The 25,523-nt window shown below is 70.0% G+C and carries 23 protein-coding genes, 1 tRNA gene and 2 pseudogenes; 11 read left to right on the top strand and 15 right to left on the bottom strand.

Annotated elements, in window-relative coordinates; genetic code table 11:
- Positions 1 to 83 precede the first annotated feature (83 nt).
- From NBH00_RS22095 to NBH00_RS22085, 3 genes are read right to left on the bottom strand one after another with little or no spacing between them, the layout of a single operon-like run.
- Positions 84 to 893, bottom strand: coding sequence for a heavy metal-binding domain-containing protein (locus NBH00_RS22095; protein ID WP_254570730.1), 810 nt, complete (start codon positions 891 to 893; stop codon positions 84 to 86).
- Positions 890 to 1,858, bottom strand: a complete 969-nt coding sequence (locus NBH00_RS22090) for a heavy metal-binding domain-containing protein (RefSeq protein ID WP_254570729.1) — start codon at positions 1,856 to 1,858, stop codon at positions 890 to 892. The genes NBH00_RS22095 and NBH00_RS22090 overlap by 4 nt, the downstream gene beginning before the upstream one ends.
- A gap of 4 nt (positions 1,859 to 1,862) precedes the next feature.
- The gene (locus NBH00_RS22085) at positions 1,863 to 2,246 is read right to left on the bottom strand and encodes a hypothetical protein (RefSeq protein WP_254570728.1); all 384 of its coding nucleotides are present in this window, start codon (positions 2,244 to 2,246) and stop codon (positions 1,863 to 1,865) included.
- 72 nt (positions 2,247 to 2,318) lie between these two features.
- Between NBH00_RS22085 and NBH00_RS22080 the strand changes: the two genes are divergently transcribed.
- Positions 2,319 to 2,951 carry a hypothetical protein gene (locus tag NBH00_RS22080; protein WP_254570727.1) on the top strand — a complete coding sequence of 211 codons (633 nt, stop codon included), beginning with the start codon at positions 2,319 to 2,321 and terminating at the stop codon, positions 2,949 to 2,951.
- Positions 2,952 to 3,033: 82 nt separating this feature from the next.
- Here the strand turns inward: NBH00_RS22080 and NBH00_RS22075 are convergent, their stop codons facing one another.
- On the bottom strand, positions 3,034 to 4,311 hold the full coding sequence (locus NBH00_RS22075) for an alpha/beta hydrolase (RefSeq protein WP_254570726.1): 1,278 nt from the start codon (positions 4,309 to 4,311) through the stop codon (positions 3,034 to 3,036).
- 39 nt (positions 4,312 to 4,350) lie between these two features.
- Between NBH00_RS22075 and NBH00_RS22070 the strand changes: the two genes are divergently transcribed.
- Both NBH00_RS22070 and NBH00_RS22065 read left to right on the top strand, forming a co-directional pair.
- Complete coding sequence (locus NBH00_RS22070; RefSeq protein ID WP_254570725.1) at positions 4,351 to 4,614, top strand: glutathione S-transferase N-terminal domain-containing protein; 264 nt, start codon at positions 4,351 to 4,353, stop codon at positions 4,612 to 4,614.
- Positions 4,615 to 4,677: 63 nt separating this feature from the next.
- Positions 4,678 to 4,751, top strand: a tRNA-Arg gene (locus NBH00_RS22065).
- 520 nt (positions 4,752 to 5,271) lie between these two features.
- Here the strand turns inward: NBH00_RS22065 and NBH00_RS22060 are convergent.
- Entirely contained in the window at positions 5,272 to 6,342 is a 1,071-nt protein-coding gene (locus NBH00_RS22060; RefSeq protein WP_254570724.1) for an integrase core domain-containing protein, read from the bottom strand.
- 62 nt (positions 6,343 to 6,404) lie between these two features.
- Between NBH00_RS22060 and NBH00_RS22055 the strand changes: the two are divergent.
- A pseudogene (locus NBH00_RS22055) lies at positions 6,405 to 7,204 on the top strand (IS30 family transposase); the annotation flags it as partial.
- A gap of 94 nt (positions 7,205 to 7,298) precedes the next feature.
- On the opposite strand, the gene NBH00_RS22050 reads toward NBH00_RS22055, so the two are convergent.
- Positions 7,299 to 8,447: a hypothetical protein gene (locus NBH00_RS22050; protein WP_254570723.1), complete on the bottom strand. Its 1,149-nt coding sequence runs from the start codon at positions 8,445 to 8,447 to the stop codon at positions 7,299 to 7,301.
- A gap of 91 nt (positions 8,448 to 8,538) precedes the next feature.
- A complete protein-coding gene (locus NBH00_RS22045) occupies positions 8,539 to 9,597 on the bottom strand; it encodes a hypothetical protein (RefSeq protein WP_254570722.1) in 1,059 nt (352 codons plus the stop codon).
- Positions 9,598 to 9,759: 162 nt separating this feature from the next.
- Here NBH00_RS22045 and NBH00_RS22040 point away from each other — a divergent pair, with 162 nt between their 5' ends.
- The 3 genes and pseudogenes from NBH00_RS22040 to NBH00_RS22030 form a co-directional block, all read left to right on the top strand.
- Positions 9,760 to 10,035 carry an anti-sigma factor family protein gene (locus NBH00_RS22040; protein ID WP_254570721.1) on the top strand — a complete coding sequence of 92 codons (276 nt, stop codon included), beginning with the start codon at positions 9,760 to 9,762 and terminating at the stop codon, positions 10,033 to 10,035.
- Positions 10,032 to 10,670 (top strand): RNA polymerase sigma factor, encoded by a 639-nt coding sequence (locus NBH00_RS22035; protein ID WP_254570720.1) that lies wholly within the window; start codon positions 10,032 to 10,034, stop codon positions 10,668 to 10,670. Before NBH00_RS22040 ends, NBH00_RS22035 begins: the two co-directional genes overlap by 4 nt.
- 115 nt (positions 10,671 to 10,785) lie before the next feature.
- Positions 10,786 to 10,941, top strand: a pseudogene (locus NBH00_RS22030) (ISNCY family transposase); the annotation flags it as partial.
- A gap of 105 nt (positions 10,942 to 11,046) precedes the next feature.
- Here NBH00_RS22030 and NBH00_RS22025 read toward each other — a convergent pair.
- The 4 genes from NBH00_RS22025 to NBH00_RS22010 form a co-directional block, all read right to left on the bottom strand.
- Positions 11,047 to 11,259 carry a LuxR C-terminal-related transcriptional regulator gene (locus NBH00_RS22025; RefSeq protein WP_302182764.1) on the bottom strand — a complete coding sequence of 71 codons (213 nt, stop codon included), beginning with the start codon at positions 11,257 to 11,259 and terminating at the stop codon, positions 11,047 to 11,049.
- An 847-nt stretch (positions 11,260 to 12,106) separates the two neighbouring features.
- Positions 12,107 to 12,439, bottom strand: a complete 333-nt coding sequence (locus NBH00_RS22020) for a hypothetical protein (protein ID WP_254570718.1) — start codon at positions 12,437 to 12,439, stop codon at positions 12,107 to 12,109.
- Complete coding sequence (locus NBH00_RS22015) at positions 12,436 to 13,884, bottom strand: DUF4331 domain-containing protein (RefSeq protein ID WP_254570717.1); 1,449 nt, start codon at positions 13,882 to 13,884, stop codon at positions 12,436 to 12,438. Before NBH00_RS22015 ends, NBH00_RS22020 begins: the two co-directional genes overlap by 4 nt.
- 4 nt (positions 13,885 to 13,888) lie before the next feature.
- Positions 13,889 to 14,314, bottom strand: a complete 426-nt coding sequence (locus NBH00_RS22010) for a hypothetical protein (protein WP_254570716.1) — start codon at positions 14,312 to 14,314, stop codon at positions 13,889 to 13,891.
- 577 nt (positions 14,315 to 14,891) lie between these two features.
- Between NBH00_RS22010 and NBH00_RS22005 the strand changes: the two genes are divergently transcribed.
- A complete protein-coding gene (locus NBH00_RS22005) occupies positions 14,892 to 17,057 on the top strand; it encodes a heme lyase CcmF/NrfE family subunit (protein WP_254570715.1) in 2,166 nt (721 codons plus the stop codon).
- Complete coding sequence (locus NBH00_RS22000; RefSeq protein WP_254570714.1) at positions 17,054 to 19,339, top strand: CopD family protein; 2,286 nt, start codon at positions 17,054 to 17,056, stop codon at positions 19,337 to 19,339. The genes NBH00_RS22005 and NBH00_RS22000 overlap by 4 nt, the downstream gene beginning before the upstream one ends.
- 611 nt (positions 19,340 to 19,950) lie before the next feature.
- Here the strand turns inward: NBH00_RS22000 and NBH00_RS21995 are convergent.
- Entirely contained in the window at positions 19,951 to 20,652 is a 702-nt protein-coding gene (locus NBH00_RS21995; protein ID WP_254570713.1) for a DUF3105 domain-containing protein, read from the bottom strand.
- Between the two features lie 90 nt (positions 20,653 to 20,742).
- Between NBH00_RS21995 and NBH00_RS21990 the strand changes: the two genes are divergently transcribed.
- Positions 20,743 to 22,959, top strand: a complete 2,217-nt coding sequence (locus tag NBH00_RS21990; protein ID WP_254573752.1) for a copper resistance CopC/CopD family protein — start codon at positions 20,743 to 20,745, stop codon at positions 22,957 to 22,959.
- Positions 22,949 to 23,623: a TlpA family protein disulfide reductase gene (locus tag NBH00_RS21985; RefSeq protein ID WP_254570712.1), complete on the top strand. Its 675-nt coding sequence runs from the start codon at positions 22,949 to 22,951 to the stop codon at positions 23,621 to 23,623. The genes NBH00_RS21990 and NBH00_RS21985 overlap by 11 nt, the downstream gene beginning before the upstream one ends.
- Before the next feature lie 76 nt (positions 23,624 to 23,699).
- Here the strand turns inward: NBH00_RS21985 and NBH00_RS21980 are convergent, their stop codons facing one another.
- From NBH00_RS21980 to NBH00_RS21970, 3 genes are all read right to left on the bottom strand, one after another.
- Complete coding sequence (locus NBH00_RS21980; RefSeq protein WP_254570711.1) at positions 23,700 to 24,041, bottom strand: hypothetical protein; 342 nt, start codon at positions 24,039 to 24,041, stop codon at positions 23,700 to 23,702.
- A gap of 125 nt (positions 24,042 to 24,166) precedes the next feature.
- Positions 24,167 to 25,054 (bottom strand): M56 family metallopeptidase, encoded by an 888-nt coding sequence (locus NBH00_RS21975; protein WP_254570710.1) that lies wholly within the window; start codon positions 25,052 to 25,054, stop codon positions 24,167 to 24,169.
- A gap of 19 nt (positions 25,055 to 25,073) precedes the next feature.
- Positions 25,074 to 25,469, bottom strand: coding sequence for a BlaI/MecI/CopY family transcriptional regulator (locus NBH00_RS21970; RefSeq protein WP_302182763.1), 396 nt, complete (start codon positions 25,467 to 25,469; stop codon positions 25,074 to 25,076).
- Between the last annotated feature and the right edge of the window lie 54 nt (positions 25,470 to 25,523).

Genomic DNA, 25,523 nt, shown 5'->3' with positions numbered 1-25,523 from the left:
CGCCCGCCTTTCCCTTCGCGGCGTGCGGTCTCATGGGGGAATATCCCCCACGTGGCCGCACGCCGCCCCCGACGGCGCCCCGATCAGCTCAGGTCGAGCACCGGGACCGGTGGCGTGATCGTGTGCTCCTCGCCGTACGGGACGATCGCCGTGCCGACCGCGAAGAACTCGATGACGTGCGAGCCCCAGCCGTGGTTGCCCTCCTTCAGGTCGACCCCGACGATGCCCTCGGCCTGGACCGCCTCGGCCTCGGCCTGCATCCGCTCCATCGCGAGCTCGCGCGCGTCGTAGAGCGCCTGGGTGAAGTTCGGCAGCTCGACGTTCTGCCCCGACTGGCGCATCGCCTGGAACATGCCGCGGTGGGCGACGTGGTAGACGCAGGAGCCCATGACCATGCCGACCGGGCGGTGCCCGGAGCGCAGGAGCGTCCAGAAGTCCTGTCCGGACAGGTCGCTCGTGAACGGGCGCCCGTTCGGCGCGCGGTGCAGCTCGCCGTCGCGGTGCTTGATCGCGGTGCCGATCGCGATGAACTCGGCCATGTGCTCGCCCCAGTCGTAGCGGCCGACCTCCAGCCGCACGCCGACGATCCCGTCCGCGCCGAGCTGGTCGGCCTCCTCCTCCATGCGGGTCATCGCGAGCTCGCGCGCGGCGTACATCGCCTCGCTGAGCACGGTCATCTCCTCGCTCTTCTTCCACGAGGACTGCTGGAAGCCGATGTGGAAGATCGACGAGCCGACGACGAGCCCGAGCGGGTCGAAGCCCGCCTCCTTGATGAGGAGGAACTCGCTCACCGACAGGTCGCTCGTGAAGAGGCCGCGCTTGTTCTGCTCCAGGCGGGCGCGGCCGGCGGCGGGGACGCCCTCGAGCGAGGTGGGGTCGTACGGCTGGGTCATCGCGGTCTCCGGGGGTTCTGGCGGACGTAGAGCTCGGGCTGCAGCGGGCGGTGCGCTGCGTGCTGGTAGATGCCGGTCCCGATCACGTGGAAGGTCACGATCAGGTCCTCGTACTTCGTGTCGTTGCGTTCGTACTCGCGGATCTCGACCTTGTCGTCGACCTGCACGCCGACCAGGCCGTGCGCGCCGAGCGCCTGCGCCTGGGCGGTCGCGCGGCCGAGCGCCGTCTCCCGCGCGGTGTACACGCCCTGGGTGAAGTCGGTGATCTCGACGTTCGGCTTCGTCCGCTGCCAGCCGGTCGTGAGGCGGCGCGTCGCGGCGGACGCGGCAACGTAGAAGACCGCGGTCGCGGTGACGACGCCGACGGGCACGTAGCCCGCGCGGCGCAGGAGCGTGAAGTCCGGCATCGACAGGTCGGTGAGGACCGGCGGCCCCTCGCGCCCGCCCTCGGGCAGATGGACCGCCGTCCCGACGACGACGATCTCGATCTCGTCGCTGAGGAAGTCGTGCTGCCGCGAGCTGAACGTCACGTCGACGACGGCGTGGCAGCCGGAGACGCGCGCCTCCTCGGCGAGCCGCCCGAGCGCGAGCCCGCGCGCCTCGTTCCACGCCTGGCTCAGCGTCGTCATCTCCGTGATCGAGCCGCGGCCCCAGCCGGAGTTCCACGGGTAGTTGCGCCAGCCGACCTTGTAGACCGAGCTGCCCATGACCTGCGCGATCGGCCGCACGCCGTCCAGCTGCGTGAGGGCGAAGTCGGCGACGGAGAGGTTGGAGGTGAAGCCCGTCCTCCCGGCGGCGAGCTCGGCTAGGCGTGCCTCGGCCGCGGTCGGGATGCCTCCGGCGGCGAGCCGCTGCAGGTCCTGCTCGCGGCGGGCCTCGGCGGCCGCGGACGCCGCCTCGCGGGCCGCCTCGGCCGCCTCCTCCTCGGGCGAGCCCGAACCGCGGAGCTTGTCGAGGAAGCCCACGCGCTTACCGGAGGAGCCGGTCGAGGGCGTCGCGGGCGGCGGCGCTCGTCTGCGCCTGCTCGGCGAGCTCGCCGGTGAGCGCGTCGCACCAGGCGGAGAGATCGAGCGGCTCGCGCTTGATGACGACGCCGCGGACCTCCTGCTCGCGCGTCGCGTCGACGCGATGCCCGTCGACGGTCAGCGCGTAGCGGGTCGTCGCGACGCGGACCTCGACGGCGGTCACGACCTTGTCCTTCGAGAAGAGCCGCTTGGCGCGGCGGTCGACGGTCGTCAGCGCGGGGAGGGCGTCCTCGAGCTTGCGCGCGAGCACCTCGACGTCGGTCGAGAGCGCCGCGCCGTCGGCCCGGAGCCCAGCGGCGTCGAGGTCGAAGGAGGGCTCGTCGGACATCGCGGTGCACAGTATCTCCCCCGCCGAGCCGCGCGGTGAAGATCTTCTTCACCCGTGGGTAGGGTCCGAACCATGGCCCCGCTGCGCTTCGCCGCCCCGTCCGCCACGACCCGGAGCTGGACCCACCCCTTGCCGCCATGGATGCAGCGCGCGGGCCACGCGGTCCTCGCCGGGGGCGGCGTGTGGCTCATCGACCCGCCGGACGGCGAGGGGCTCGACGCGGCGGTCGCCGAGCTCGGCGAGCCCGTGGCGGGCGTCTTCCAGCTCCTCGACCGCCACCCGCGCGACTGCGAGGCCGTCGCCCGGCGCTTCGGCGTCCCGCTGCTGCGCGCCCCGCTCCCGGGCGCGGTGGCCGGGCCGTTCACCGTCGTCCCGCTCTGGCACCTGCCGGTATGGAAGGAGGACGCGCTGTGGGACGAGGCGACGGCGACACTCGTCGTCCCCGAGGCGCTCGTCGGCGCGCCCGACTTCGCCGCTCCGGGCGAGACGGTCGGGGTGCATCCGGCGCGGCGCCTGCTGCCGCCGACGGTCCTGAAGCCGTACGCCGGCCGCGTCGAGCACCTGCTCCTCGGCCACGGCGACGCGCTCCACGGGGAGGACGCGCGCGCGGCGATGCGCGACGCCTTCGCCGGCTCCCGCACCCGGCTGCCGAAGCTGCTCGTCGCCCAGGTCGGGCGCGCAGTCCGCGGGCGCTTCGCCTGGTGACGCCGACCGCAGCGTGCGGTCTCGTGGGGGGATATCCCCGGCGAGACCGCACGCCGCCGTCAGGTGGGCCGCCCGCCCGCCGTCAGTCCGTCAGCGCCCCCGCGAGCTCGTCGCGGAGGGACGGCGCCGCCGGGCGGCGGCGCTGCTCGTACGTCGTCGTGAGGAACCGCTCGATCGCCTCGATGACGGGGACGGTCCGCCAGCTCGGGATGACGTCGAAGGCGTGCTGGCCGCCGGCCATCTCCCCGAAGAGGACGGGCTGCTTCGACACCCCGCGCAGCGCCTCGACGAAGTGGTGGGCGTCCGCGACCGGGATGAGCGAGTCGCGCGAGCCGTGGAGGACGAGGAACGGCGGCGCGCCCGCGTGCACCCGGTGGCGCGGGGAGGCGGCGCGGTAGCGCTCGGGCGCGTGCTGCCGGCGGACCCGGAAGACGAGCGGCGCGAGCACGATGTCGTGCAGCGCGGGGACGTGGACCCCGGCCTCGTCGAGGAAGTCGTAGACCCCGTAGAACGGGACGGCGGCGGCGACCGACGTGTCCGCCGACTCGAAGCCCGGCTGCAGCGACCGGTCGTCGGACGTCAGCGCGGCGAGGGCGGCGAGGTGGCCCCCGGCCGACCCGCCGGTGATCGCGATGAACTCCGGGTCCACGTCGTACTCGGCGGCGTGGGCGCGCAGGTAGGCGATCGCGCGCTTGACGTCCACGACGTGGTCGGGCCACTGGGCCCACGGGCTGAGGCGGTAGTCGATGTTCATGCCGACGAAGCCGCAGGCGGCAAGATGGTTCAGCAGCGGGATGCCCTGCTCCTGGCGGGAGCCGAGGACCCAGGCGCCGCCGTGCACCTGCACGACCGCGGGGCGGGGGCCCGCCGGCGCGGTGACCGGCAGGTAGAAGTCGGCCTTCAGCGGCCGGCCGTCGACGACCGCGAACTCGACCCCACGCACGACGCGCACGCCCGGGTGGCGGAACATCCGCCACGGGAAGGCGATGTGGCTGCGCGGGTACCGCGGGACGGACGCATCGTCGGTGATCTCGAGGTCGCCGTCCTGGAACCAGGAGCCGGTCGACAGGCGCGTGCGCCGCGCGCTGAGGATGAGCGGGACGGCCGCGAGGTCGGTGAGCACGAGCAGGCCGAGGCCGGTGAGCCCCGCGGCGTGCGTCGTCCCGCCCAGCGCGGCGAGAAGCCCCGCGGCCACCGCGCTGAGCACGACGAGGTGCAGCGCGAGCTCGGTCGTGACGAACGCGGCGCCCCAGCTCGGCGCGATGAGCCACCACGTCGTCCGCGGCCAGAGCGCGTTGACGAGCCCGAGCGCGGCGGTCAGGCCGAGCAGGAGCAACAGGACGGCGGCGGCGACGGACATGGCGGGGAGGGTAGAGCCCCGGCGGGTAGGGTCCCCGTCATGTCAAAGGTCAAGCTCCACCGCTGCTCGTACACGTTCCTCCACACCGATCTCGACGCCTGCTGGAAGGTCGAGCGCGCGCTCAAGGAGCAGGGGATCGAGTACGAGGTCGTCAAGCACGGCTTCGGCAAGGGCAAGCGCCCCGATGTCTTCGCCCTCAGCGGCCAGAAGCTGCTGCCCGTCCTCGAGCTCTCCGACGGCAGCGTCTACCGCGCCGAGTCCGACGAGATGGCCGCGAAGGTCCGGGCCGGCGAGGTGAGCTGACCGCCGCCGGGCGGGAGGCTCACGACACCCGACCGCCCTCGTCCTCTACGCTGCCGGATCCACGCGCCCGTAGCTCAGCTGGATAGAGCGTCGGTCTACGGAACCGAAGGTCAGAGGTTCGAATCCTCTCGGGCGCGCTGGTCGGAAGGTCCGTGTTTGCGGGCCTTTCGTGTTCTACGGGTTCGCTGGGTTTGGCGCGTTGGCGGTGGTGGGGCAACGTAGGGGGCAACACGCGGGAAAACGGCGGTCGCGCGACGGGCGAAAGGTGGGGCAACAGGTTGTTGCCCCACCACCTCAGGACGCGCGTCTGCGGGCGAGCGATAGTCCTGTAATGAACGGGTCAGCGGTTCGAATCCGCTCGTCGGCTCTCAAAGAACCCCGCAAGTCGGGGGGTTGCTGTCCTCGGTCGACGGCGGTCGCGAGCGGTGTGCGTCAACATTCTCGCCAAGGCGACGTTCATGGCTCACGTGCGGCGTACGCGCCGGACACCTCGAAGGCCGATGCCGTGCCCTCGGGCAAGGGACTATCGGGGCGCGTTTCCGTTACGACGGATGTCCATGTGGTTGGACATGCCTCGATGGTCGTTCTAGGGTGCCGGTGGCCTTGCGGGAGGCGGATCGGCCACACGGGTTCGGGTGGCTGTGCCGTGCCAAAAGGTCATGCGGCCCTGCGGTACTCGTTGATCAGGCCGCCGAGGACGCGGCGTTGCTGGATGCGCGCGGTCAGGTCGATGACCTCGCCGCCGTCGTGATCGGGCGGCAGCTGCCCGCGGGCCTGGTGAGCGCGGTGGGCGTTGTAATGCGTTTGGTAGGCGGCGAGAACACCGCGGAGGTGCCGCTCGTCTCGGATCAGCAGGTGGTCGAGGCACTCCCGGCGAAGGGTGCCGACGAATCGCTCGGCGTACGCGTTCGCCATCGGCGCCCGGACCGGCGTCTTGATCACGCGGATCCCGATTGACGCGAACACGGCATCGAATGCTGTGGTGAACTTGCAGTCTCGATCGCGGATCAACACGGTGAGCTGGCCGGCGCGTTCGTCGAGGTCCATGAGCAGGTTCCGGGCTTGCTGCACCACCCACGGTCCCGTCGGATTCGCGGTGACGCCGAGGATGTGGACCCGGCGGGTGCCGACTTCGATCACGAAGAACACGTAGATCCGCCGCAACAGCACCGTGTCGACGTGCAGGAAGTCGCACGCCAGTGAGCCCGGAGCCTGAGCGGCCAAGAACGCACGCCAACTCACGGTCGATCGCCGCGGGGCTGGACCGAGGTCCGCCGCGGCCATGATCCGCCGGACCGTGCCCTCACCGACCCGGTGCCCGAGCCGGCCGAGCTCGCCCTGGATGCGCCGGTATCCCCAGCGCGGGTTCTCGCGTGCGAGCCGGAGCACGAGCTCACGGATCTCGTCCCGAGTCGGTGGCCGCCCGGTGGCGTTCGGGTAGTGCCAATGACGCGCGATGAGCCGTCGGTGCCAGGCGAGCAGGGTCGCCGGTGTCATCAGCCGAGACGTCCGTAGCTCCCGTGGCAGCACCCGGGGCAGGGCCGCGAGCAACGCCCGGTCTGACCACTGAAGCTGCGGGCGGGAGACCTGACGGCGCAGCACCGCGACCTCGTGCCGCAACACCAAGATCTCCGCCTCCTTCGCACCGCCGGACCGGCACCGCAGGGCGAGCCACGCGAACACCCTCGTGATCGCCAGGTAGAGCAAACGGACGGCCACGACGACCATGCTGCCGCAACCACCGCTCATCAGCGTTCGAGGGCCCGAACACGTTTTGGCACGGCACACGGCTTCGTGACGAGGTCGAGGCGATGCTGGGGCTGCGGTGGTCGCCGCAGCAGATCTCCGCGAGACTGAAGGTCGAGTTCCCCGACGATCTGAGCATGCGCGTGTCGCACGAGACGATCTACCAGTCGCTGTTCGTGCAGTCCCGCGGCGCGCTGCGTAAGGAGTTGACGGCCTCGCTGAGGACCGGCCGTACCCGCCGGCGCCCGCATGGCCGCAAGAACATGTCAGGGCAGATCAAGGACATGGTCCCGATCTCCGAACGGCCCGCCGAGGTCGAGGATCGCGCGGTGCCGGGCCACTGGGAGGGAGATCTGATCATCGGCGCGCGCGGCCAGTCGGCGATCGTCACCCTCGTCGAGCGCCAGACCCGCTACGTCCTCTTGGGGCGGGTCGGAACCGACAAGACGACCGCCGCGGTCTGCGCCGCGATCGTCCGCCAGATCCACGCGCTGCCCGAGCACCTGGGGCGCTCGCTGACGTGGGACCGTGGCAAGGAGCTCGCCGCTCACTCGAGCTTCACTGTCGCGACCGGGCTGCCCGTCTACTTCTGCGATCCGCATGCCCCGTGGCAACGCGGGTCCAACGAGAACACCAACGGGCTCTGCGCCAGTACTTCCCGCGCAACAGCGACCTCGCCCTGCACGACCAGGCCGCCCTGCACTGCGTCGCGCACGAACTCAACGATCGACCGCGCCAGACGCTTGAGTGGAGCAAGCCATCTGAGAGTCTCCGTGAACTCGGGATAGCTCATAGCGGCTCGTCGATGAGGACGGTCTCGAAGTCGCGGAGACGACGTTCGTGATGACGTGCGCAAGCGTCGTCGCGCGCTCGGCCAGGCCGGGAGCGATGTGTTCGTGCCGCGGGTTCACGCGCCCGTGGGCCGGCAGCGGCAGGCGTCACCCGCTGATCGGCAGCACCGCGACGACGGGGCACAGCGAGACGAGGCCCGCGGCGTTCAGGCCGACCGACGGGTTGAACGGGCCGGTGGCGAACGGCGGGCTGACAAGCGCCCCGCTCTGCGCCTGCTCGATGATCGACGGGGCGGCCTGCGTGCTCGTGGGCTGGATGCTCGTCAGCCGTGCCCGCTGCCCGGCGTTCAGGGCGGCGGCGGTCCAGGTGCCGGGGGTGACGTCCCAGACGGGGCTGTAGCGCAGGCTGGAAGGGTCGGCCGGGTCGGCCGGCTCCTCCTGGATGACGTTGAGCGGCGCGCCCTCGCCGGCGAGGGCCGAGTTGAGTCCCTGACGTTGCGGGTTCGCGGCTCCGGTCGGCCCATTGACGATCGGGACGATCGCCTCGCGCGAGGATGAGACAGGGTCGTCGGAGGCGAGGCCGGGGGCGGCGTTCAGATTCGGGGTGAAGGTGGTGGACTCGATCGCGGCGAGCAGCGGGTCAGAGCCCGAGAAGCGTGTGTAGAGGACGGGGTGGTCCTCGTAGAACCCCTCGAACAACCCGACGGTGACCCGCCGATGGGCGAAGTCCGCGCTGACCACCGTGTCGTGCAGCCCGGAGGCGTTGGCCACCTGGGGAGCGTCGAGGACGATCCCGTCGCCGGTGGTGATCAGCGGGCTGTAACTCGCGTCGGCGACCGAGCCGGGAGCGAACCGCGACGGCGGGAAGAAGTCCGGCGCCGCCCCGGGCACGACCTGCTGAGCGGGGCTGAAGTCGACGGTGCCCGCGAACTGGATGACCTGTTTGGGCAGCTCGGCCTCGGGGTTGCGCACGCGGACGGTCTGCACCGCGCTGGTCCCCAGCGCACGCGCGAGCTTGGGCGCGTAGTTGACGCCGCGCCGGCGCGCGTCGGCCGCGTCGGAGGACTCGGTGACCACGTACCACGTGACCTTCCCGCTGGGCGTCAGCCCCGGCACCAGTGGTAGCGTCACCGTCTTGGCGGTCGCCGGCGGGAGGCCCGCCTGACCGTCGAACGCGCTGGCGCTGGGAAGGAGATAGGTGGCCGTCGGGGCGATCGCCGGCGCGACGGCGGGTAGGGTCAGCAGGGCGCCGAGAGCGGTGGTGATCAGGGTGAGTGAACGGACGGGCAGCTTCATGGGGACTCCGGGGTCGCGGGGTGAGGGTGTCGTGGTGGGTGCCGCCGGCGGGCGCGCCCGGCCGCTCGGGCCGGGCGCACCGGCCGGACGTCTACAGCGTCGTGACGATCGGGCAGTTGGAGATGAACCCGCCGCTCGGGAACCCGTCGAGGCTCGCGTTCGGGGGCCCGTCGGCACCGTGGATCAGGCCCTTGGCGTAGGCGTTTCGGACCTCGCCGGCGCTCGTCAGCCGCACGCGGAGGCCCGCGTCGATCGCCGACTGGTTCCAGATGACGGGGGTGACGTCCCACACGGGGCTGTAGCGGTTGCTGCTGCCCGGGACCTCCTCGTTGATGTTCAGCGGGTCGCCCTCTCCGAACAGGGCTGAGTTCAGGCCCTGCCGCTGCGGGTTGGTGACCCCGCGCTGACCGTTGACGATCGGGATGATCGCCGAGCGCGCGGAGGTGTTCTCGTCGTTGGAGCCGAGCCCCGGTGCCGCATCGAGGTTCGGCGCGTAGGTCGAGCCCTCGGCCGCCGCGACGACCGTCGAGGATGCGTCCTGATGGAGGTAGACGGTGCGGTGGCCGTTCCAGAACCCGAAGAAGGTCTTCAGCGTGACCGTCCTCGCCTGATAGTCGATGGCGACGACGGAGTCGTGCAGACCCGAGGTGTTGGCGACCTGGGTGGCGTTGAGGACGATGCCGTTGCCGGTCGTCACCAGCGGGCTGTAGTTGGCATCACCGACCGCGCCGGGCACCGCCTGGGCGGGCGGGAAGCCATCCGGTCCCGGCGTGATCACCCGGTCGGGGCTGAAGTCCACCGTGCCCGGGAAGTCGATCTGGCCGCCGACCAGGCGAGCGTTCTGGACCGCCTTGGTACCCAGCGCGTTGCGCAGCTTGGGCGAGACGTCGACGCCGCGTGCCTTGGCGTCGTTGGCGTCTGAGTCGTCGGTGACGACGTACCAGACCGTCTGCCCGTTGGAGGTCCCGCGCTGCAACGGCAGCTTCACCGTCTCGTTGGCGAGGTCCAGCCCCTTGTTCTGGATCGTGACATTGCCCTGCCCGCTGCTGCCTGACCCAGAGTCGGCCAGGGCACCCGCGGCACCGGAACCAGCGAGGGTCAGCGCGGCGATGCCGGCTAGGGCCAGCGGCTTCTTCAAAGACACGTTCATGACGTCCTCCATGCGTTGATGTGGGTTGCACGGAGTTAGACCGCGACACCCCCGCGAGGATTGGTTACGACTTCCTTGCCGAGGCGTTCACGCGCGCCGCCACCCCGGCGTAAGGAGCCGTTCACGCGGAAGGCTCGCCGAAGGCTCAGCATGCGGGACGACATGAAGCGCCCGCGACGCCAAGACGACCACGCCTGGTCCCAGCTGCACCTCTCCCACGCCACCGAGGGCGACCTTTCGCGGCGCCAGCGCCGGCGCTTCGACGGTCACCTCGCGCGCTGCCCGCAGTGCCGGCGCGGCCTGCAGTCCCTCGAGGCCCTGGTCCGCGCCCTGACGAGGCTGCACGACGCGCCGGCACCGGGAGTGCGCGAGGACATCTACATCCATTTGCGAGATCGGATCTTGAACGCGCCGCCGCCCCCGGGCCTGAGCGGATGACCGCAGCCTCGCTCGCGTTGTCCGACGAAGCGCGCGACCGGCTCCTCGCCGGGGCCCAGGCCGGTGATACCGCTGCCTTCGAAGCGCTCGCCCGCGCTCACGGAGACCGACTGTTCGCGATGATCCTCCACCTCGCCGGCGACCGGGCCGATGCGGAGGACATCCTGCAGGAGACGCTGCTGCGCGCGTGGCGCGCGATCGGTCGCTTCGAGCGCCGCGCCGACGTTGCGACCTGGCTGCACCGCATCGCCGTCAACGAGACCAACCGCATGCTCGGGCAGCGAACCCGCCGTGCCGACGACGTCTGCGTCGACGACCGCGCCGATGCGTTCCCCGCCAGCCGCCGTGACGAGCCCGGCCCACGGGCCGAGCACCGCGAGCTTCACGACGCGCTGCAGCACGCGATCCGCGAGTTGCCCTTGGCGTACCGGACCGCCCTCGTGCTGCGTGACGTCGAAGGCCTCTCGACCCGAGAGGCCGCCGCCGCCGCAGGGGTCGGGGAGCGGGCATTCAAGAGCCGGCTGCACGAGGCGAGGCTGCGCGTGCGCGCCGCCCTCGACGCCGGTGCGCCCGCAGAAGCGCGTCGTGTTCCCGAATGCGCGCAGCCGCCCAGGTCATCAGCCTCGGCGGCGTAGCTATTTGCCCCGGAAATAGTCGGGGGTCTGTCCGGGGTGGCGGCCAGAATTTGCCTGCAAGTTGGGCGATTCTGGAGGTGGTCGCGTGTTGCGAAAGCGATTGGCCGGCTACGGCGTCGGTGCCGAAGGCCGCATCAGCCATCTCAAACGCTCCTACGGACTACGCCGATCGCGCCCCAGAGGACACGACGGCGCACGAACCTGGGTTGGCTGGGGGATCCTGGCCTACAACTTGGACACCCTCGCCGCCCGAACCGTCCAGAGCGCCTGAAACACTCCCCGACGGATTGCCACCCGGCAATCCAACTCGCAGAAACGGCCGCGCGATGCGCGGCCGTTTCACTTCCGCAGCACGGACTTTGTCCGGGGCAAATAGCTACGCCGCCGCGGCCGATGACCCGGGCGCACCGCGCTGCATGAGCGCGGCCTCGTGGGTGACGATAACAGCCGGCACGCGGTCGCGAACGCGGAGCCCTTGGAGCACGTGCGTCGCGACGGTCGAGCCGCTGAGGACGAGGTCGGCCGCGATCCCACCGTTGCTCATTCCGCAGGCCATGAGGCGGAGGATCTCGAGCTCACGGGCGGACAGGTCGCGGAGCCCGGGGGCAGTTCGCCACCCGCCGACGGGGCACTGACGAAGCCGTGGATGAGGCGCCGCGTGATTGGCTGGGGCGAGCAGCTCGTCGCCCGCTGCGACGGTCCGGATCGCGTGGATGAGCTGGCTGCGAGGCGCGTCTTGGAGGAAGAAGCCGCTCGCACCGGCACGGAGGGCGTCGTAGACGTGCGGGTCTCGTCGAACGTCGTGAGCATCACGACCCTCGGTCCTCCCCGTTGCCGTCGAGCACTGGCGCGCCGCCTCGAGCCCATCGAGGACGGGGCATCTGGATGAAGGCTCGGAGCCTGCTCGATCATGTGCTGGCGACGACTCCGCTCATTATGAAACCCGTTCTAACTAACTAAGTGACAACGCCGACGGGGTCCACGCCAGGTGGGCGCGCGGGACGTTGGCCAGGTCATGGGCTCAGCCTCGGCGCCATCAGCGGCGCCCGACCCGGCGCCATCGTGCTGATGCACGATGGCGGAGGCGACCGAACCCAGACCATCGCCGCGTTCCCGCGCATCATCCGCCGCCTTCGCGCGCGCCATTACACGCTCGTGACGATCCCGACACTCCTGGCCGACGACGCGCCCGGTCTACAGCCCGCTCCGCGATCCTCGCCGGCACCGGGTAGCGCGGGCACCCTGCTGCGCCTCACCTGGCGAGCGCCCGGTCAAGAAGTAGAACGCGCCGCAGGCCGCCGGGTCGATGCGCGGTGTTTCCACCCTGTTCTCGCCCGCGGTCGTGGCCGCGTTCGGTGGGCCTTCCCGTGGAGGTGGCGCAGATGGGAATAGCTCGTGCTCGTGGTCGGTCGCTGGAGGGCGCGACCCAGTGTCGTTCACGGTGACCCGGTGTCGGTGCCTTCCCAGTGCAGTTCGGTGACCTGGCCTGCGACGATCGTCACGTTTCGGGCTCGGGGCTGGCCGCGGACCCAGAGGGTGTGTGGGCCTTCGTGGATCTGGTCGAAGACGGCGGCGTAGAACGTCTGCCCGTGGAGGGGGCGCTCGAGGACGTGTTGGTGTTGGCGGTCATCGTCGTGGCCGGCGGGGCTGATCTCGATGGGGGTGTCGAGCTGGGTGGCGTCCCAGTAGACGACGAGGGCGCCGAGGTTTCCGCCGATGTTCAGGACGACGGGCTCGGGGTGAGGGCGGGCGACGGGCTCGGTGCTCATGGTGAGACCCCGGGGACCGAGAGTGAGGGGGCGGCGTTGACGGCAACGGGGGCGGGGGTGGTGAAGCCGTCGTAGGGGTCGCCGAGGTAGGGGAAGTGGCTGAGGAACCGCTCGTTCGGCCCGCCAGTGTCCCCGGTCGGCGGGGTCTGCACCCCCTGCGTGACGACGCCCACCGCGAGGTCGGGCTTGTACGTCTTGTCGAAGTAGGGCCGGAACGCACCGGTGAGCGCGCGCACGAAAATGGTGACGATGTCGTCCTGGACGCGTCGGCCGTTGGGGTAGCCGGCCGGGTCGCCGTCCAGGACCCCGAGGACCTTCCGGTTGGCCGTCGGCGGGACCGCGACGTTCAGGCGCAGCATGTCGGCCAGGGTCGGGCCGGTGTAGTTGGCAAGGCCCGGGACGATGCCCGGCTTGACACCGGTGAGGATCAGGGCGACCAGGTCGCTGCGGGTGGTGGCGTTGAGCTTGCGGAGATTTTCGAACTGACGGGGGTACAGGTCCGGGATCCTCCGGGAGAGCTCGGGCTTCTCCACGCCGGAGGCGTACTCGGCGTCACCGCTGGGCGGGCTGCCGTTCCAGCCGTCCTTGTGGGTCATCGTCACGAGCAGCTCGTTGAACAGCGGGTTCCCGAGGCGCGAGACCTGGACCCAGGGCCCGGACTCGGTGTGCTGCCCGGTGGTATCGCCACGTACGCGCATCTTGCGGCGCGACGCCGCGCCCCAGATCCCGATCGCCGCCGCGGGGGCGCCTGGGTCGTTGGGCACCGAGCCGTCGCGGGTGAGGCTGCGGATGGGGATCTGCAAGGCGATCGTGTGGACGTTGATCGCGTTCTTGAACGTGTCCACCCCGATCGACGGGGCCATCGGCGCGACGTGCAGCGTCTGGAAGGGCCGCAGGTCGGCGAGGTCGAACACCGCTCCGAGGTCGACGAAGAACCCGTCGTTGCGCTGGCCGGCGAAGACCTTCACACCATCGGGCAGATCATGGACCGCGGACTTGGCCAGCGCCGTGTAGTTCGGGGTCGAGTGCGGCCCGATGTTGCACGGCGGGCACGCCAGACCGCTGGCCAGGACCTGCGGCCTGCCCTTCGGCCCGACCGTCTTGGTCACCGAGTAGCTCTGGCGGCGGTTGAACTTCGGGTCCGTCAGCGACGTGATCGCGCCCGTGTTGTAGAGGAACGTCGTCTTGTCCAGCACCTCCGTGGAGAACGCGAAGGTGTACGTGATGTCCGCCTGCGCCTTGCCCGCGTTGCTGATGTGCACCTCGTAGCGCACGTCATTGCCGAACTCGTAGAAGTTCGGGCCGCCCGCGGCGGCCTCGACCGGGATGTAGTTGGTCAAGATCGTCACCGTGTCCGGGCGGTCGGGGCTGACGAACGCGTAGGTGTCGGTGTTGTCGGCGACCGGGTCCTGGCTGATCTCAGGCGCTTCGCGATGGGAGGACACTTAGTCAGCCGCCGTTCTTGTTCGTCGTGAGTGCGCGCTTGCGCCTGGGCTTCTTGGGTGCGTGCAGCAGCTTCTGGACCAGCGCGTGGTCCTGCACGGTGCGCTCGCTGGTGCCGGACATGATCACGACGGTCCCCTTCCTCGCGTCATGGACGTACGCCATCACCGGCCCGCTGGGCACCGGCGTGGTCGGGTTCGCCACGCTCTTCGCCGCGGCAGCGGCCTGCGCGTCAGTCTCCAGCAGCACGGCTGCAGGAACCCCGACGATCGCCGCCACACCCGTCGCGTACCCGCCCGTGCTGCGCAGGAACGACCGGCGGCTCGTCCCGGCCTCCGCGCTCACCGGCGGTCGGCGCCAGCGCCCCGCCAGGCGCGCGAGCAGCCCTCGACCCCTGTACGCGGTGACCTGCAGCTCATCCAGCTCGTCCATGACTGCCTCTCGTCCGACGGTGACGTTCTCCCCGAAGCTTCGCGGCCACCAAGAGGACCGGATCACAATGCGCCGATCGCCGACGGTAACCTGGCGCCGCGCCCACGGGCTTTCGCGGAAGGCTTCGCCCGCCGGTCGGCGATCGCCCGGTTGCGGCCGCCCTGCATCGGCGCATGCAGACATCGGCACCCGCCGACCACGCGACGCCCCACAGCCGCGTAAAGGTCCTGGACCTCGATGCGATCCGCGGTCGCGGGCCGCAACACCGATACACACCCAAGGCCAAGGCTGGGTTTCCGAAGCGCGAGCATGGCTGCCGTGTGACGTGGTGAGCCAGGCTGGGTTTGACGGAGGCCTTGAGGGTCGGGATCTGTCCCGGGGCAGCGAGGACTAAGTGGTGCAGCAGGCGAACATGCTGTCACCGTACAGTGTCTACTAGACTGCGTAGTATAGCCGGGCCGGTCGCTGGCCCCTCCTATCCGGACGCTGATGCAACCCACCCTCTCGCACGTTTCCCCGCGTATCGCGCAGTCAGACTGGGCGCTTCGTGGATAGCGCCACCGTAGGTCGTGCCTGCTTGATCCTGGCCTTCGCGGTGGCGGTCTACGGTGTCGGGGCGGCGGTGTACGCGGGGCGTTGCCAGGATCGCAACTGGGCGGCCTCGGCCCGCCGCTCCGTCTATGCGCTGGCCGGTCTGGCGACTTTCGCCTTCTTGGTCCTCGAGCTTGCGTTTCTGCGTTCGGACTTCACGTTCGCCGTCGTCGCCTCGCATTCGTCGACGACGACGCCGACGGGTTACAAGGCCGCCGCGGCGTGGTCCTCGCAGGAGGGGTCGCTGCTGCTGTGGCTGTGGCTGCTGTCGCTGTGGTCCAGCCTCGTGCTCTACCTCACGCGCAACCGCATGCGCGACGTGACGCCATACGCAACTGCGGTGCTTTGCATCTTCGGCGCGTTCTTCGCGGGGCTTCTGGTCTTCGCCGCCTCGCCGTTTCAGACGTTGGCGGTCGCGCCCACCGAGGGCTCGGGGCTGAGCCCGTTGCTGCGACACCCCGTCATGATGATCCATCCCCCGATGCTCTACTCGGGGTACACGCTCTTCACAGTGCCGTTCGCGTTCGCGGTCGCCGCGCTGCTCGTCCGCCGGGTGGACGCCGAGTGGATCACGGCGACCCGCCGCTTCGCCCTCGCCGCGTGGTTCTTCCTCGGCATCGGCATCGTCCTCGGCGCGCGCTGGTCCTACTCCGAGCTCGGCTGGGGCGGTTACTGGGCCTGGGACCCGGTGGAAAACGCCTCCCTGCTGCCGTGGCTGACGGGCACCGCGTTCCTGCACTCCCTGATGATCCAGGAGCGTCGGGGGATGCTGAAGATCTGGAACGCCTCCCTGATCCTCGCGACTGGCACGCTCGCGATCATGGGGACGTTCCTCGTGCGCTCGGGCATCCTGGACTCGATCCACGCGTTCGGCGCGTCAACGCTTGGGACGCCGTTCGTGATCTTCATCGGCGTGCTCATTTGTGGGTCGATCGGCCTCGTCGTGTCCCGGCGGGAGTCGCTGCGTTCGGAGAACCGGCTGGACTCGCTGCTCTCGCGCGAGTCGGTGTTCATCGCCAACAACCTTGTGCTTGTGGGGCTGGCGTTCGTCACCTTCTGGGGGACGTTCTTCCCGCTCATCAGCGAGGCCGTCACCGGGACGAAGTCGGCCGTCGGCCCGCCGTGGTTCGACCGCTACACGGTGCCGCTCGCGCTTGCGCTCGTCCTCCTCAGCGGCATCGGCCCGGTCATCGCCTGGCGCCGCGCGACCGCCGTCAACGCCCGCCGGAACTTCCTCGCGCCCGCGGTCGGGTCGGTCGCCGTCGTCGTGCTGCTCGCGCTCGTCGCCGACGCCGCGTCGCGTCCCAAAGCGCTGGCGATGTTCTTCTGCGCCGCGTTCGTCTTCATCACCGTCGGCCAGGAGTTCGCCCGCGGCGTGCGGGCACGCCGCGCGATGTCCGGCGGCTCGGTCCCCGGCGCGTTCTTCGCGATGATCGGCCGCAACCGGCGGCGCTACGGCGGCTACATCGCGCACGTCGGGTTCGCGACGGTGCTCGTCGGCGTCGCGGCCTCCTCGGCCTTCCAGCACGCCAAAGACGTCCAGCTCGTCCCCGGCCAGACGGCGAGCAACGGCGGCTACGAGATTCACTATCAGCGTGCCACCGGGCGCATTGTCACCTCAGCAGGCCGGCTGGAGCGTTTGGAGTTCGGCGCGGTCATGCGGGTCACGAAGGGCGGCAGGTACGTCGCGACGTTGCGTCCGAACCGCGGCTTCTACCCGGTGAACGCACCGTTCGTTCCGATCTCGAGCGCGTTTGATGGCGAAGCCACCAGCGAGGTGGGACTGAAGGCGGGCCTGCGGCGCGACATCTGGATGGCGATCCAACCCGATCTCACCCCGCTGCGACCGTACATCAAGCAGTCGGACAAGACGCTCAACGCTGCGGTGCAGCGGGCAGTGTCCGTCAATCCCGCCCACTACGGCCAAGTTCGACGCGCGATCTTCGCTGAGATCATTCGGCGCTACGTCACACATCCGCCGGCGGCGACCTTCCGGCTGATCGTCTCGCCGATGGTGATGTGGATCTGGATCGGCACGTTCATCACCTTCGGCGGGGGCCTCGTCGCGATGTGGCCGGCCCCGGACGGTGTCCGCCGCCGCGCCCGCGGCCGCTACGCCGCACGCGTAGTGAGAGACCTTGGCCGGGCGTGAGCGCCGTCGAGTTCCGGTGCGGCGTGAGTACCGCCGCCCGGGCCCATAGCGCCCGCGTCCTGGTCGTTCTGTGTGCGGTCGTTGTGGCGCTCGCGGCGGCGGCTGGTTCGGCGGCTGCTCACGCCGCGTTCCAGGATGCCAGCCCGGAGCCCGGGGCTCGGCTGCCTGTCGCTCCCACTCAAGTTCGCCTCGTCTTCACAGAGTCGTTGAATCGCCAGTTGACGAGCGCGCGGATCATCGACGCTCGCACCAACCGGTCGGTGCCGGTCCATGTACGCGTCCAGGGTGGTAGGCGGCTCATCGTGCTCCCCGTGCAGCGGCTTGCCACTGGCGCCTACCTGGTGAAGTGGCATACCGTCTCGATCCTCGATGGCCATGCGCTGGAAGGCTCGTTCGGGTTCGGCGTCCGTACGCGTGCGGTGCACGGCGCGCAGCGGCTGGAGCAGAGCCCGTTGGCGCGTAGCGGTTGGCTGCGCGTGGCGCTCCGTACCGTCTGGTACGCCGCGCTGTTCTATTTCGGCGCAGGCGTGTTGCTCGGATGTGCGTTCCGCTCGCGGTACGGTCCCGCGCGATGGCTGCTCGGTGAGTCCTCCCCGGCATCCAACGATCCTTCCGGGACGGCGGGAGTCCGCCGAGCATGGGGCCGCACTCGCGTCGTGGGGTGGGTGGCCGTAGCGGCGGGGGCCGGCGTCGCGTTGGCCGAGACCCAGGACGCAGCTGGCTCGCTGACCTGGAGGGGAATCCGTGCGTACCTGTTCTCAACGACCTCCGGTGAGGCTCGGGTGGCCGCAGTTCTCGCCGTGCTGATCGCGGCGCTGCTGGCTGGTCGGGCGCTGCGAGTCGCGGCGGTGGCGTTGTTGGCGGGACTCTACGCCGTTGCTGTGGGCGGTCATGCGAACTCCGCCTCGCCGCACGCGCTCGCGCTCGGCAGTGACTGGGTGCATCTGGTTGCCGCGATTGCGTGGGTCGGCGGCATCGCCCAGATCGCGGCGATGTGGGTGCCAGGAATCCGCGACGTGTCGCCGGGTGAGCGACGCCGCGTGATGCGCGAGGTGCTTGATCGCTTCGGTCGAGTGGCCCTGCCAGCTGTCGCTGTCCTAGCGGTAGCCGGGGGGACGAACGCGCTCATCGAGCTTGGGCGCGTGAGTGAGCTCTGGACCTCGGCGTACGGACGGGTGCTGCTGGTGAAGATCGCGCTCTTCGGCGTGATCGTCGCCGCCAGTTACACCCATGCGTTCCGACTACGCCGCCGTATCATGGCTGCCGCGGTGGGCGACTCCGCAGCCGAGCGGCACCATTGGCGTCTGATCGGCAGTCAGCCGGCCTTTGCCGCGCTCGTGCTCGGGGCAGCGGCGCTCCTGGCTGTGTTTCCGCTGCCCCCGCGTCAGCTCTTGGAACGCGCCGAGGCCGGCGGGCGGTCCGGCGCAGGGCCACCTCGACAGCCACCTGCCACCGCCGGACTTCGCGCGCCGCGGCCGGGCGAACTCGCATCCGCCGAACAGGCGGGCCCATGGATCGCTGCGGCCTGGGTCACACCGTCGCGTGGCGCACTGACGGGCACGGTACGGCTGATGAACTTCAGCATCCAGCCCGTCCGCGCCCACATCCAGGTGGCCGGCGCAGCGGTGCGCACCTGCGGTCTGGGGTGCGTGCGGTTTCGCCTCGCTGGCACGCCCGCGTCGCTACGCGTCACCGCGCGACGGGGCCGCAGCGCACACACCGCGGTGATCCCGGTTCAGTTCCGGCCCGGCGGCGCTGATGTGGCCCGACGGATACTCAACGATGCCATAGCGCGCATCGACGAGCTGCGGGCGTTTCGCATCGCCGAGCGCTTGTCCGGAGGGCTGGGCGGGCCGGCGGCGATCAGCCGCTACCGGATCGCCACTCGTCACGACTACGCCATCACGGCCAGAAACGCCGGTCCCAGCCAAACGGTGGTGATCGGCAGCCGGGTGTGGGTGCGTCAGCCCGACGGCTCCTGGCAGGTGCAGTCGATCCCCACCGAAGACACGCGTGAGCTGATGGCCTGGTGGACGCATCGCGCGGGCGTGCGCCTGCTTGATGTGCGCCACGTTCACGGGCGGCCCGTCGCAGATCTCGCGCTCGCAGATCTCGCCCGAACCGGGACGATCGGAGCCCCGTTCTGGTTTCGTCTCCGGGTCGATCTGCAGTCCCGTCACGTGCTGATGATGCGCATGATCGCACCGGGGCACTTCATGAATCAGCGCTACTACGCCTTCGGCATCCCGGTGCACGTGGTCCCACCCGTCAGGTCACGCTGACCCGCTCTCTGGATGTGTGACGCTGGCCCATCAAACCCTGCCAAGCCCGAGCCCGAGCGTGACGGCCGAGATCGTCTGCGCGAGAGCAGTGCGCCGCCGCGCAGTTGGTCACCGCTGTGGCTTCGATGGCTGGGGACGCTGCTGGTGTTCGGTGCGGTTGCCGTAGTCGCCGCGACGGCCGTCAGTCGTACCGGTGAAGGTGCTCCCGGGGGCAGCGGCACGATCAGCGGCCGCGCGGACACCGAAGCAGGTCGTCGTTGCGCAACAGCAGACACCGCACGCCGGGACGCTAGAGGGGGACGTGACGCCGGCGCGCGCGCTGATCCGCGGTCCTCGGGATATGCGCCAGCGCGTCCGCCGTCACGAACTCGCCGGACCGGTCCAGGCCGCGCGCTGTCATCCGGCGTCGACGCATAACGCGGTGTCCGAAGGATTCCGATGCGAAGTTCATGCCGGGAACGTCAGCTACCCGTTCCTCGGCGTAGTCGACACTGCCGCCGGGACGGGTGACCTGGTGCAAGCGTGACGCTGCACCAGAGCCGACGCGCGATGTGCCGGTCAGCAGGCGAGGCACGGGCTGAATGGGCGATGTCGCCGGAGCCTGTGCCTGGCTACGGGATGAGTTCGGGGCCCTTGTCGGTGTACTGCTTACGGAACGCGCGGAGGGCGTCAAAGACCTTGGGGCTCATGGTCCTACAGCCCAGGATGTGACCCCAGCCCACGGCCGCGACCTGGAATGGCATCTGCGTGTTGTTCTGGAAGACCAGGACGTGGTAGGCATCGGAGCCGTTCAGCGGCTCGCTGGCGACCGTCTCGATCTGGCTGATGGTTCGCACGGGCGTGCCGGGGCGGTATTCGACTTCGATGCGTCCGTGCTCGAGCGCGTGGACGTAGTTCTCTTTCGCGGGCTCGTTGCCTGGGGCGTAGATGCCGTCTTGAGCCGGAACCTGGTTGTGGTCACCCGAGGAGGGCGGGTTGGTCTTGTAGTTCACGGTGCCGGTGACATGGGTGCTGCCCTGGATCGGAGGATTGCTCACCGTGCACCCGGCGCCGCTTGCCGCCTTGGCCAGGTCGGTTTCCTTGACGGGGGGGACCGCGACCTTCGCTGTGGTGGACTGGACCGTGCCCGTGCCCTTTCCGCTGCCGCCGCTGCTCAGCAGCGCAGCAGCCGAACCGCCGATGATCGCCAGGACGAGGACGGATCCCAGCGCCATCTGGGTCCGCTTGGCGCGCGCGGCGGCCTTGGCGGCGGCGGCTTCCTGGGCCTCGCGCTCGGCGCGGCGCGCGGCCTTCTCTTCCTGACGACTGCTCATCTGCTCAAGTCTCGTTTCTGGTCCGCTGACAACGGTCTGGCCAACGCCGGCGACGCGGCCGGGCCGCAACGCTACTACACTTGTTAGTTGATGCGCCGCGGCTCTTTCATCGTCTTCGTGGCGCTCGTCGTGGTGCTGTGTAGCGCCGGTTCGGCAGGCGCCCATTCGGCGTTTCTCGGCGCAACACCCGAGCCGGGCGCGCGACTTGGGAGCTCTCCGGCCAGCGTGCGACTCGTGTTCACCGAACCGCTCAACGATCGCCTGAGCAAGGCCAGCATCGTCGCCGTCAGCAGCGGCAAGCAGCTCGCGGTCCGGAACTCCGTCTCCGGGAAACGCCTGACGGTGACCCTTCCTGCCCAGGCTCTGATGAGGGGTGCCTATCGCGTGCAGTGGCACACGGTCTCCACCGAGGACGGGCACGCCTTGGAGGGCACGTTCTCCTTCGGAGTGCGGGCGGCGGCCGTTGGCGGTGAGCACGACGTGCAGCAGAGCCCTTTCGCTCGCAACGGGTGGCTGCGTGTGCTCGCCAGGGTCATCCTCTACGCAGCCCTGCTGGTGTTCTGCGGCGCCGTGCTGCTCGAGGCGCTGCTGCACCGGCGTGGGCTTCCAAGCTGGCTGACACCCCCAGCGCTCGCGGACACATCGGAGGGGCTTGACCTGCAGCGGGTCGCAGGCCGGCATCGCAGCGTTGCGTTGAACTTCGGCTTTGCCGCCATCGGAGCGGCAGCGCTGAGCGCCGCCGCGGATGCCGCAGATGCCGCCGACGGATTCTCCCCGCAGGGCTTGAGCGACTTCTTGCTGCACGCCAGCGCCGGGCTCACGCGCCTCTACGTGGTCGGGTTCCTGGCGGTCGCACTCGTGATGCTCGCCACGCGCACGCGGCTGGCGGCAATCCCTGCGCTCGCCGCGCTGCTGGCTCTCGCGATGTCGGGGCACGCCAACGCCAGCTCCCCCCGCACACTGGCCGTGATCAACGACTGGCTGCACCTCAGCTCGACCTCGCTGTGGCTGGGAGGCATCACCGTGCTGGTGTTGGCCTGGGGGCCATCCCTGCGCGCCGCCGGGCGCACCCAGCGCCTCGCGGTCGCGCGGCACGTCCTGCCCGTCTTCGGGCGTGTGGCGCTCCCGGCGTTCGTCGTCGTGGTGCTGACCGGGGTCGTGAGCGCGGTGATCGAGCTGGGCAGCATCGCGGCGCTATGGCAAAGCGACTACGGCCGCGTGCTGCTGATCAAGTCCGACCTGGTCGCGTTCATCGCGACAGCGAGCTACATCCACGCCCGGCGCCTACGACCGCGGCTGCTTGACCCAAATCGAAGCACGCCGGACCGGCTTGAGCGCCGTCACTGGCGCCTGCTCGGCGTCGAGCCCCTACTTGGGGTCGGCGTCGTCGCCGCCGTCGCGGTCTTGGTGGCCTTCCCGCTGCCTCCCCGCCAACTCTCATCGGTCGACGAAGCGCAGGCGGCAACCGGCCCCGCCTGCGCGCCATGCCCACTCCCGACACCTGCCCACGACGAGCTCGCCGTTGCCGAGCAGGCCGGCTCGAACGTCGTCGCCGCCTGGATTCGCAAAGAGGGCACCGGCTTGGCCGGCACCGTGCGTGTCTACGCGCTTTCCAAGCGCCCAAGAAGAGGGCCGTTCACCATTGTCGGGGCTACCCAGAACTCGTGCGGCGACGGCTGTCAGCGTTTCCGCCTGGCCACCGGCAGCCGGCTGGTGACGGTCGCGCTGCGCGACCGCGGTCACCGCTACGTCGCCCGTCTGCCGGCCCAGTGGCAGAGCGGAGCAAATCGGCGAGCCCGACTGCTGATGCTGCAGGCCCAAGGAACGATGCGAGAACTGCGCTCGGTCCGAGAGGTCGAGAAGGTCACCAGCGTCCCAGGACTGCAGGCAACCACAACGTATGTGTTGGGGGCACCCAATCGGATGACCTTCCAAACGGACCTCGGAGTTCACAGCGTGGTCATCGGCGGCACGCAGTGGATCCGCGAGCCCGACTTCGGCTACCGACGAACGCAGTTCGGCGGCGGGCTGCCGTTCCGCACCCACACCTGGTTTACCTGGAGCACCTTCGCGCAGTACACCTACCTCTTGCGCGAGCAACGGGAGGACGGTCGGCCGGTCGCGGTGGTCGCCCTGATGGATCCCGGCACCCCGGCCTGGTGGCAACTGCACATCGATCTGCGCACCCACCGCGTGCTCCACGACCGCCTGGTCACCTACTCCCACTTCTCCACGCAACAGTTCTCCCACGCAAATCAACCGGTGAGCATCGACCCGCCATCATCTGTGAGCGCTAATGGACCCTGACAACGTCGAGATCGGTACTCCCAAGCGGCGGGTGCGCTTCGTCGTCCCCGCCGTCAGCGTCGGCGTCGCGCTGGCGCTCGTCGGGCTGCTGGCCTACGGAGTCCTGGCCAAGAGTCCGAACACGCGCATCGACGAGCGACTGGCCCATAACCAGAGCGCCGACGCCCCCGGCTACCACCTGAAGGTGCTTCGCCGCGGGACGCTTGGACCTCGGCTGCAACCGGGCGTGGCGCCGGCGCTGGCCGACGGCTGGGTCTCGCCCCAGGAGCTTCGGGGCACACCGTATGTCTTCAACATCTGGGCCTCATGGTGTGTGCCCTGTCGCGAGGAGGCACCGCTGCTCGTGCGCGAATGGCACCGGGCACGACCGCAGGGCGTGCTCTTCGTCGGTCTGAACATGCAGGACTTCGGCCAGGATGCACAGGACTTCATGAATCACTTCGGCGTGGACTACCTCAACATCCGCGACCCCTCCAACACCACCATGCGCCGCTACGGCGCCACGGGTATACCGGAGAGCTACTTCATCAGCGCTCGCGGCCAGGTCGTCGGTCACGTCATCGGCGTCATCACCAAGGCACAGCTCCGCGACGGGATCGCCGCCGCCATCTCCGGACGCCCCCAAACCGCACGCCAGGGCGGCGATCGGCGCCCAGCGCGCTGAGGCTCCCTCTCGTCTCACGATGTGCGCCGTTCCCGCACGCGAGCTCGCCGTGCTGACGGACTCGCGGGGGGTCCGTTCAGCCAGGCGTTGCGGCCCGCGGTGTGCGCGAGGCCCGCGTGGCGACGAGCACCACCGGCGCAGCGATCAACGGCAGTTGCACGAGCGGCACGATGCCCATCCCCGCAAGCGTTGGCATGCTCGCCGCGTAGGACCAGCGGCCGCCGGAGAGCGCCTGACGTTCCACGAGTATCGCGGCGAGCATCAGCAAAAGCGCGAAGGAGGTCCAGCGCAGTGCACGTCGGCGGACGAGAACGCGTGCTGCTGCGAACGCGAGCAGCGTCAGCGCGAGGTCCCCGCCCGCCGCCTGCAGGCAGCGCCGGATCGACATCGCTGTCGCGTAGAGCGGCATCTGGGCCATCTCCCATGCAAAGTTCAGGGCGAAGACGGCCGCCGCAAACCCGAGCAGATAACGCGTCCGCGCTAGCCGGCTGGACACAACGACGCGAGGGCTCACGGGCTCGGCGAGTGAGTGGCGCCGGCTCGCTACCGGGGGTAGCGCGGGCCGATGAGGCCGAATGCGAGCCCGGCGGCAGTGACGGGCAGAGCGATGATCGTCACGCCGCATGCGGTCGACGCGAGGCTGACCATGGTGATGCTCTGGGTGGAGACGAAGCTCAGCGTGGTGATGGCGAGAGCGACGATCCCCGCGATGCTCCACAGGCCGCCGATCAGCGCGAGCGGACTGATCTGCCAGGCGTGTCGCTCTCCGAGGAGGTGATCGACGCGCTCCGCGCTGACTGCGGTGAGCGGGCCGCCGTGAGCGTCGAACATCGCAAGCGCACCGGCCAACGGCCGCACGCCGACCGTGGCGATCGCGCGCTCGTCGGCGGCAAGCTCGGTCAGGCTGCCGTAGCGCGTGCGGCACTGGCCCAGGACCGGCAGGAAGAACATCGCGTGACGCACCGCGTCGACGATCAGCATCCGCAACGGATCACGTCGTTGAGCGTGGTGGCTTTCGTGCGCGATCACCGCGTCAAGCTCGGGCCGGGGAAGCAGCCGTCTGGTGCCGGTGGAGAGGTAGATCCGCGGGCGCAGCACGCCGGCGCAGAACGCCAGCGGGCGATCGTCGGCGACGGTGACCACCGATGGGCTCCCGGCCTGCACGTCGGTCACGGTCAGCGACCGCAGAAACCTGCGCGTTGCGGTGAGCTGCCGAAAGATCGAGCTTGCTCCGCGCACGGGGACCGCAAGGCCGATGCCGGCCAGCGCCAGGATGATCACGCGCGCGACGGGCGAGGCTCCGCCGAGCATGGTGATGCACATCCGCTGTAGGTCAGACCACGAGGAGGCGCCCGGATTGACCGATCGCAGAACCGTGGTCGCGGCCAGCGCAGCGGCTGCGGCGGCCAGCGCGCCGAGGCCGAGCTGCACCCAGAACAGGCTGCGTGCGCTACGCATCTCGCGCGAGCTTGCGCAGTAGCCGCCGCCGGGCCGGATCTACACCCTCAACCGCCGAGGCGAACGCGACGAGGGCCGCGTCACCGTATTGCTCGATCATCGCTGAGGTGTCTGCTTGCACGCGGGCGGCCCGATAGCCGGCCTCTGACCAGACGGCTACGTAAAAGTCGGCCTTGCCCTCGCGGCGGCGTTCGAGCAGCCCTTTGGTCGCGAGACGACGCATGATGGTCATGAACGTCGTGTAGGCACGCTGCTGCGGGGCACGCGCGTTGATGCCGTCCATGACCTCGCGAACGGTCAGTTCGCGATCCTCGCGCCACACCTCGGCCATCACTTCGGCCTCTAACTGGTGCAGTGCGGGAGGAGGGCTGGAAGCGGAGGCAGACATCAAGATCGAGGGGCCGATGCTAGCACTCACGCGAACACCACCTCGCCCTGTCCG

Origin of the sequence: Paraconexibacter antarcticus (assembly GCF_024220175.1) — a bacterium.
GTDB lineage: Bacteria > Actinomycetota > Thermoleophilia > Solirubrobacterales > Solirubrobacteraceae > Paraconexibacter > Paraconexibacter antarcticus.
The sequence above is the reverse complement of the archived record's forward strand: the minus strand, read 5'-3'. Positions and strand labels throughout refer to the sequence as shown.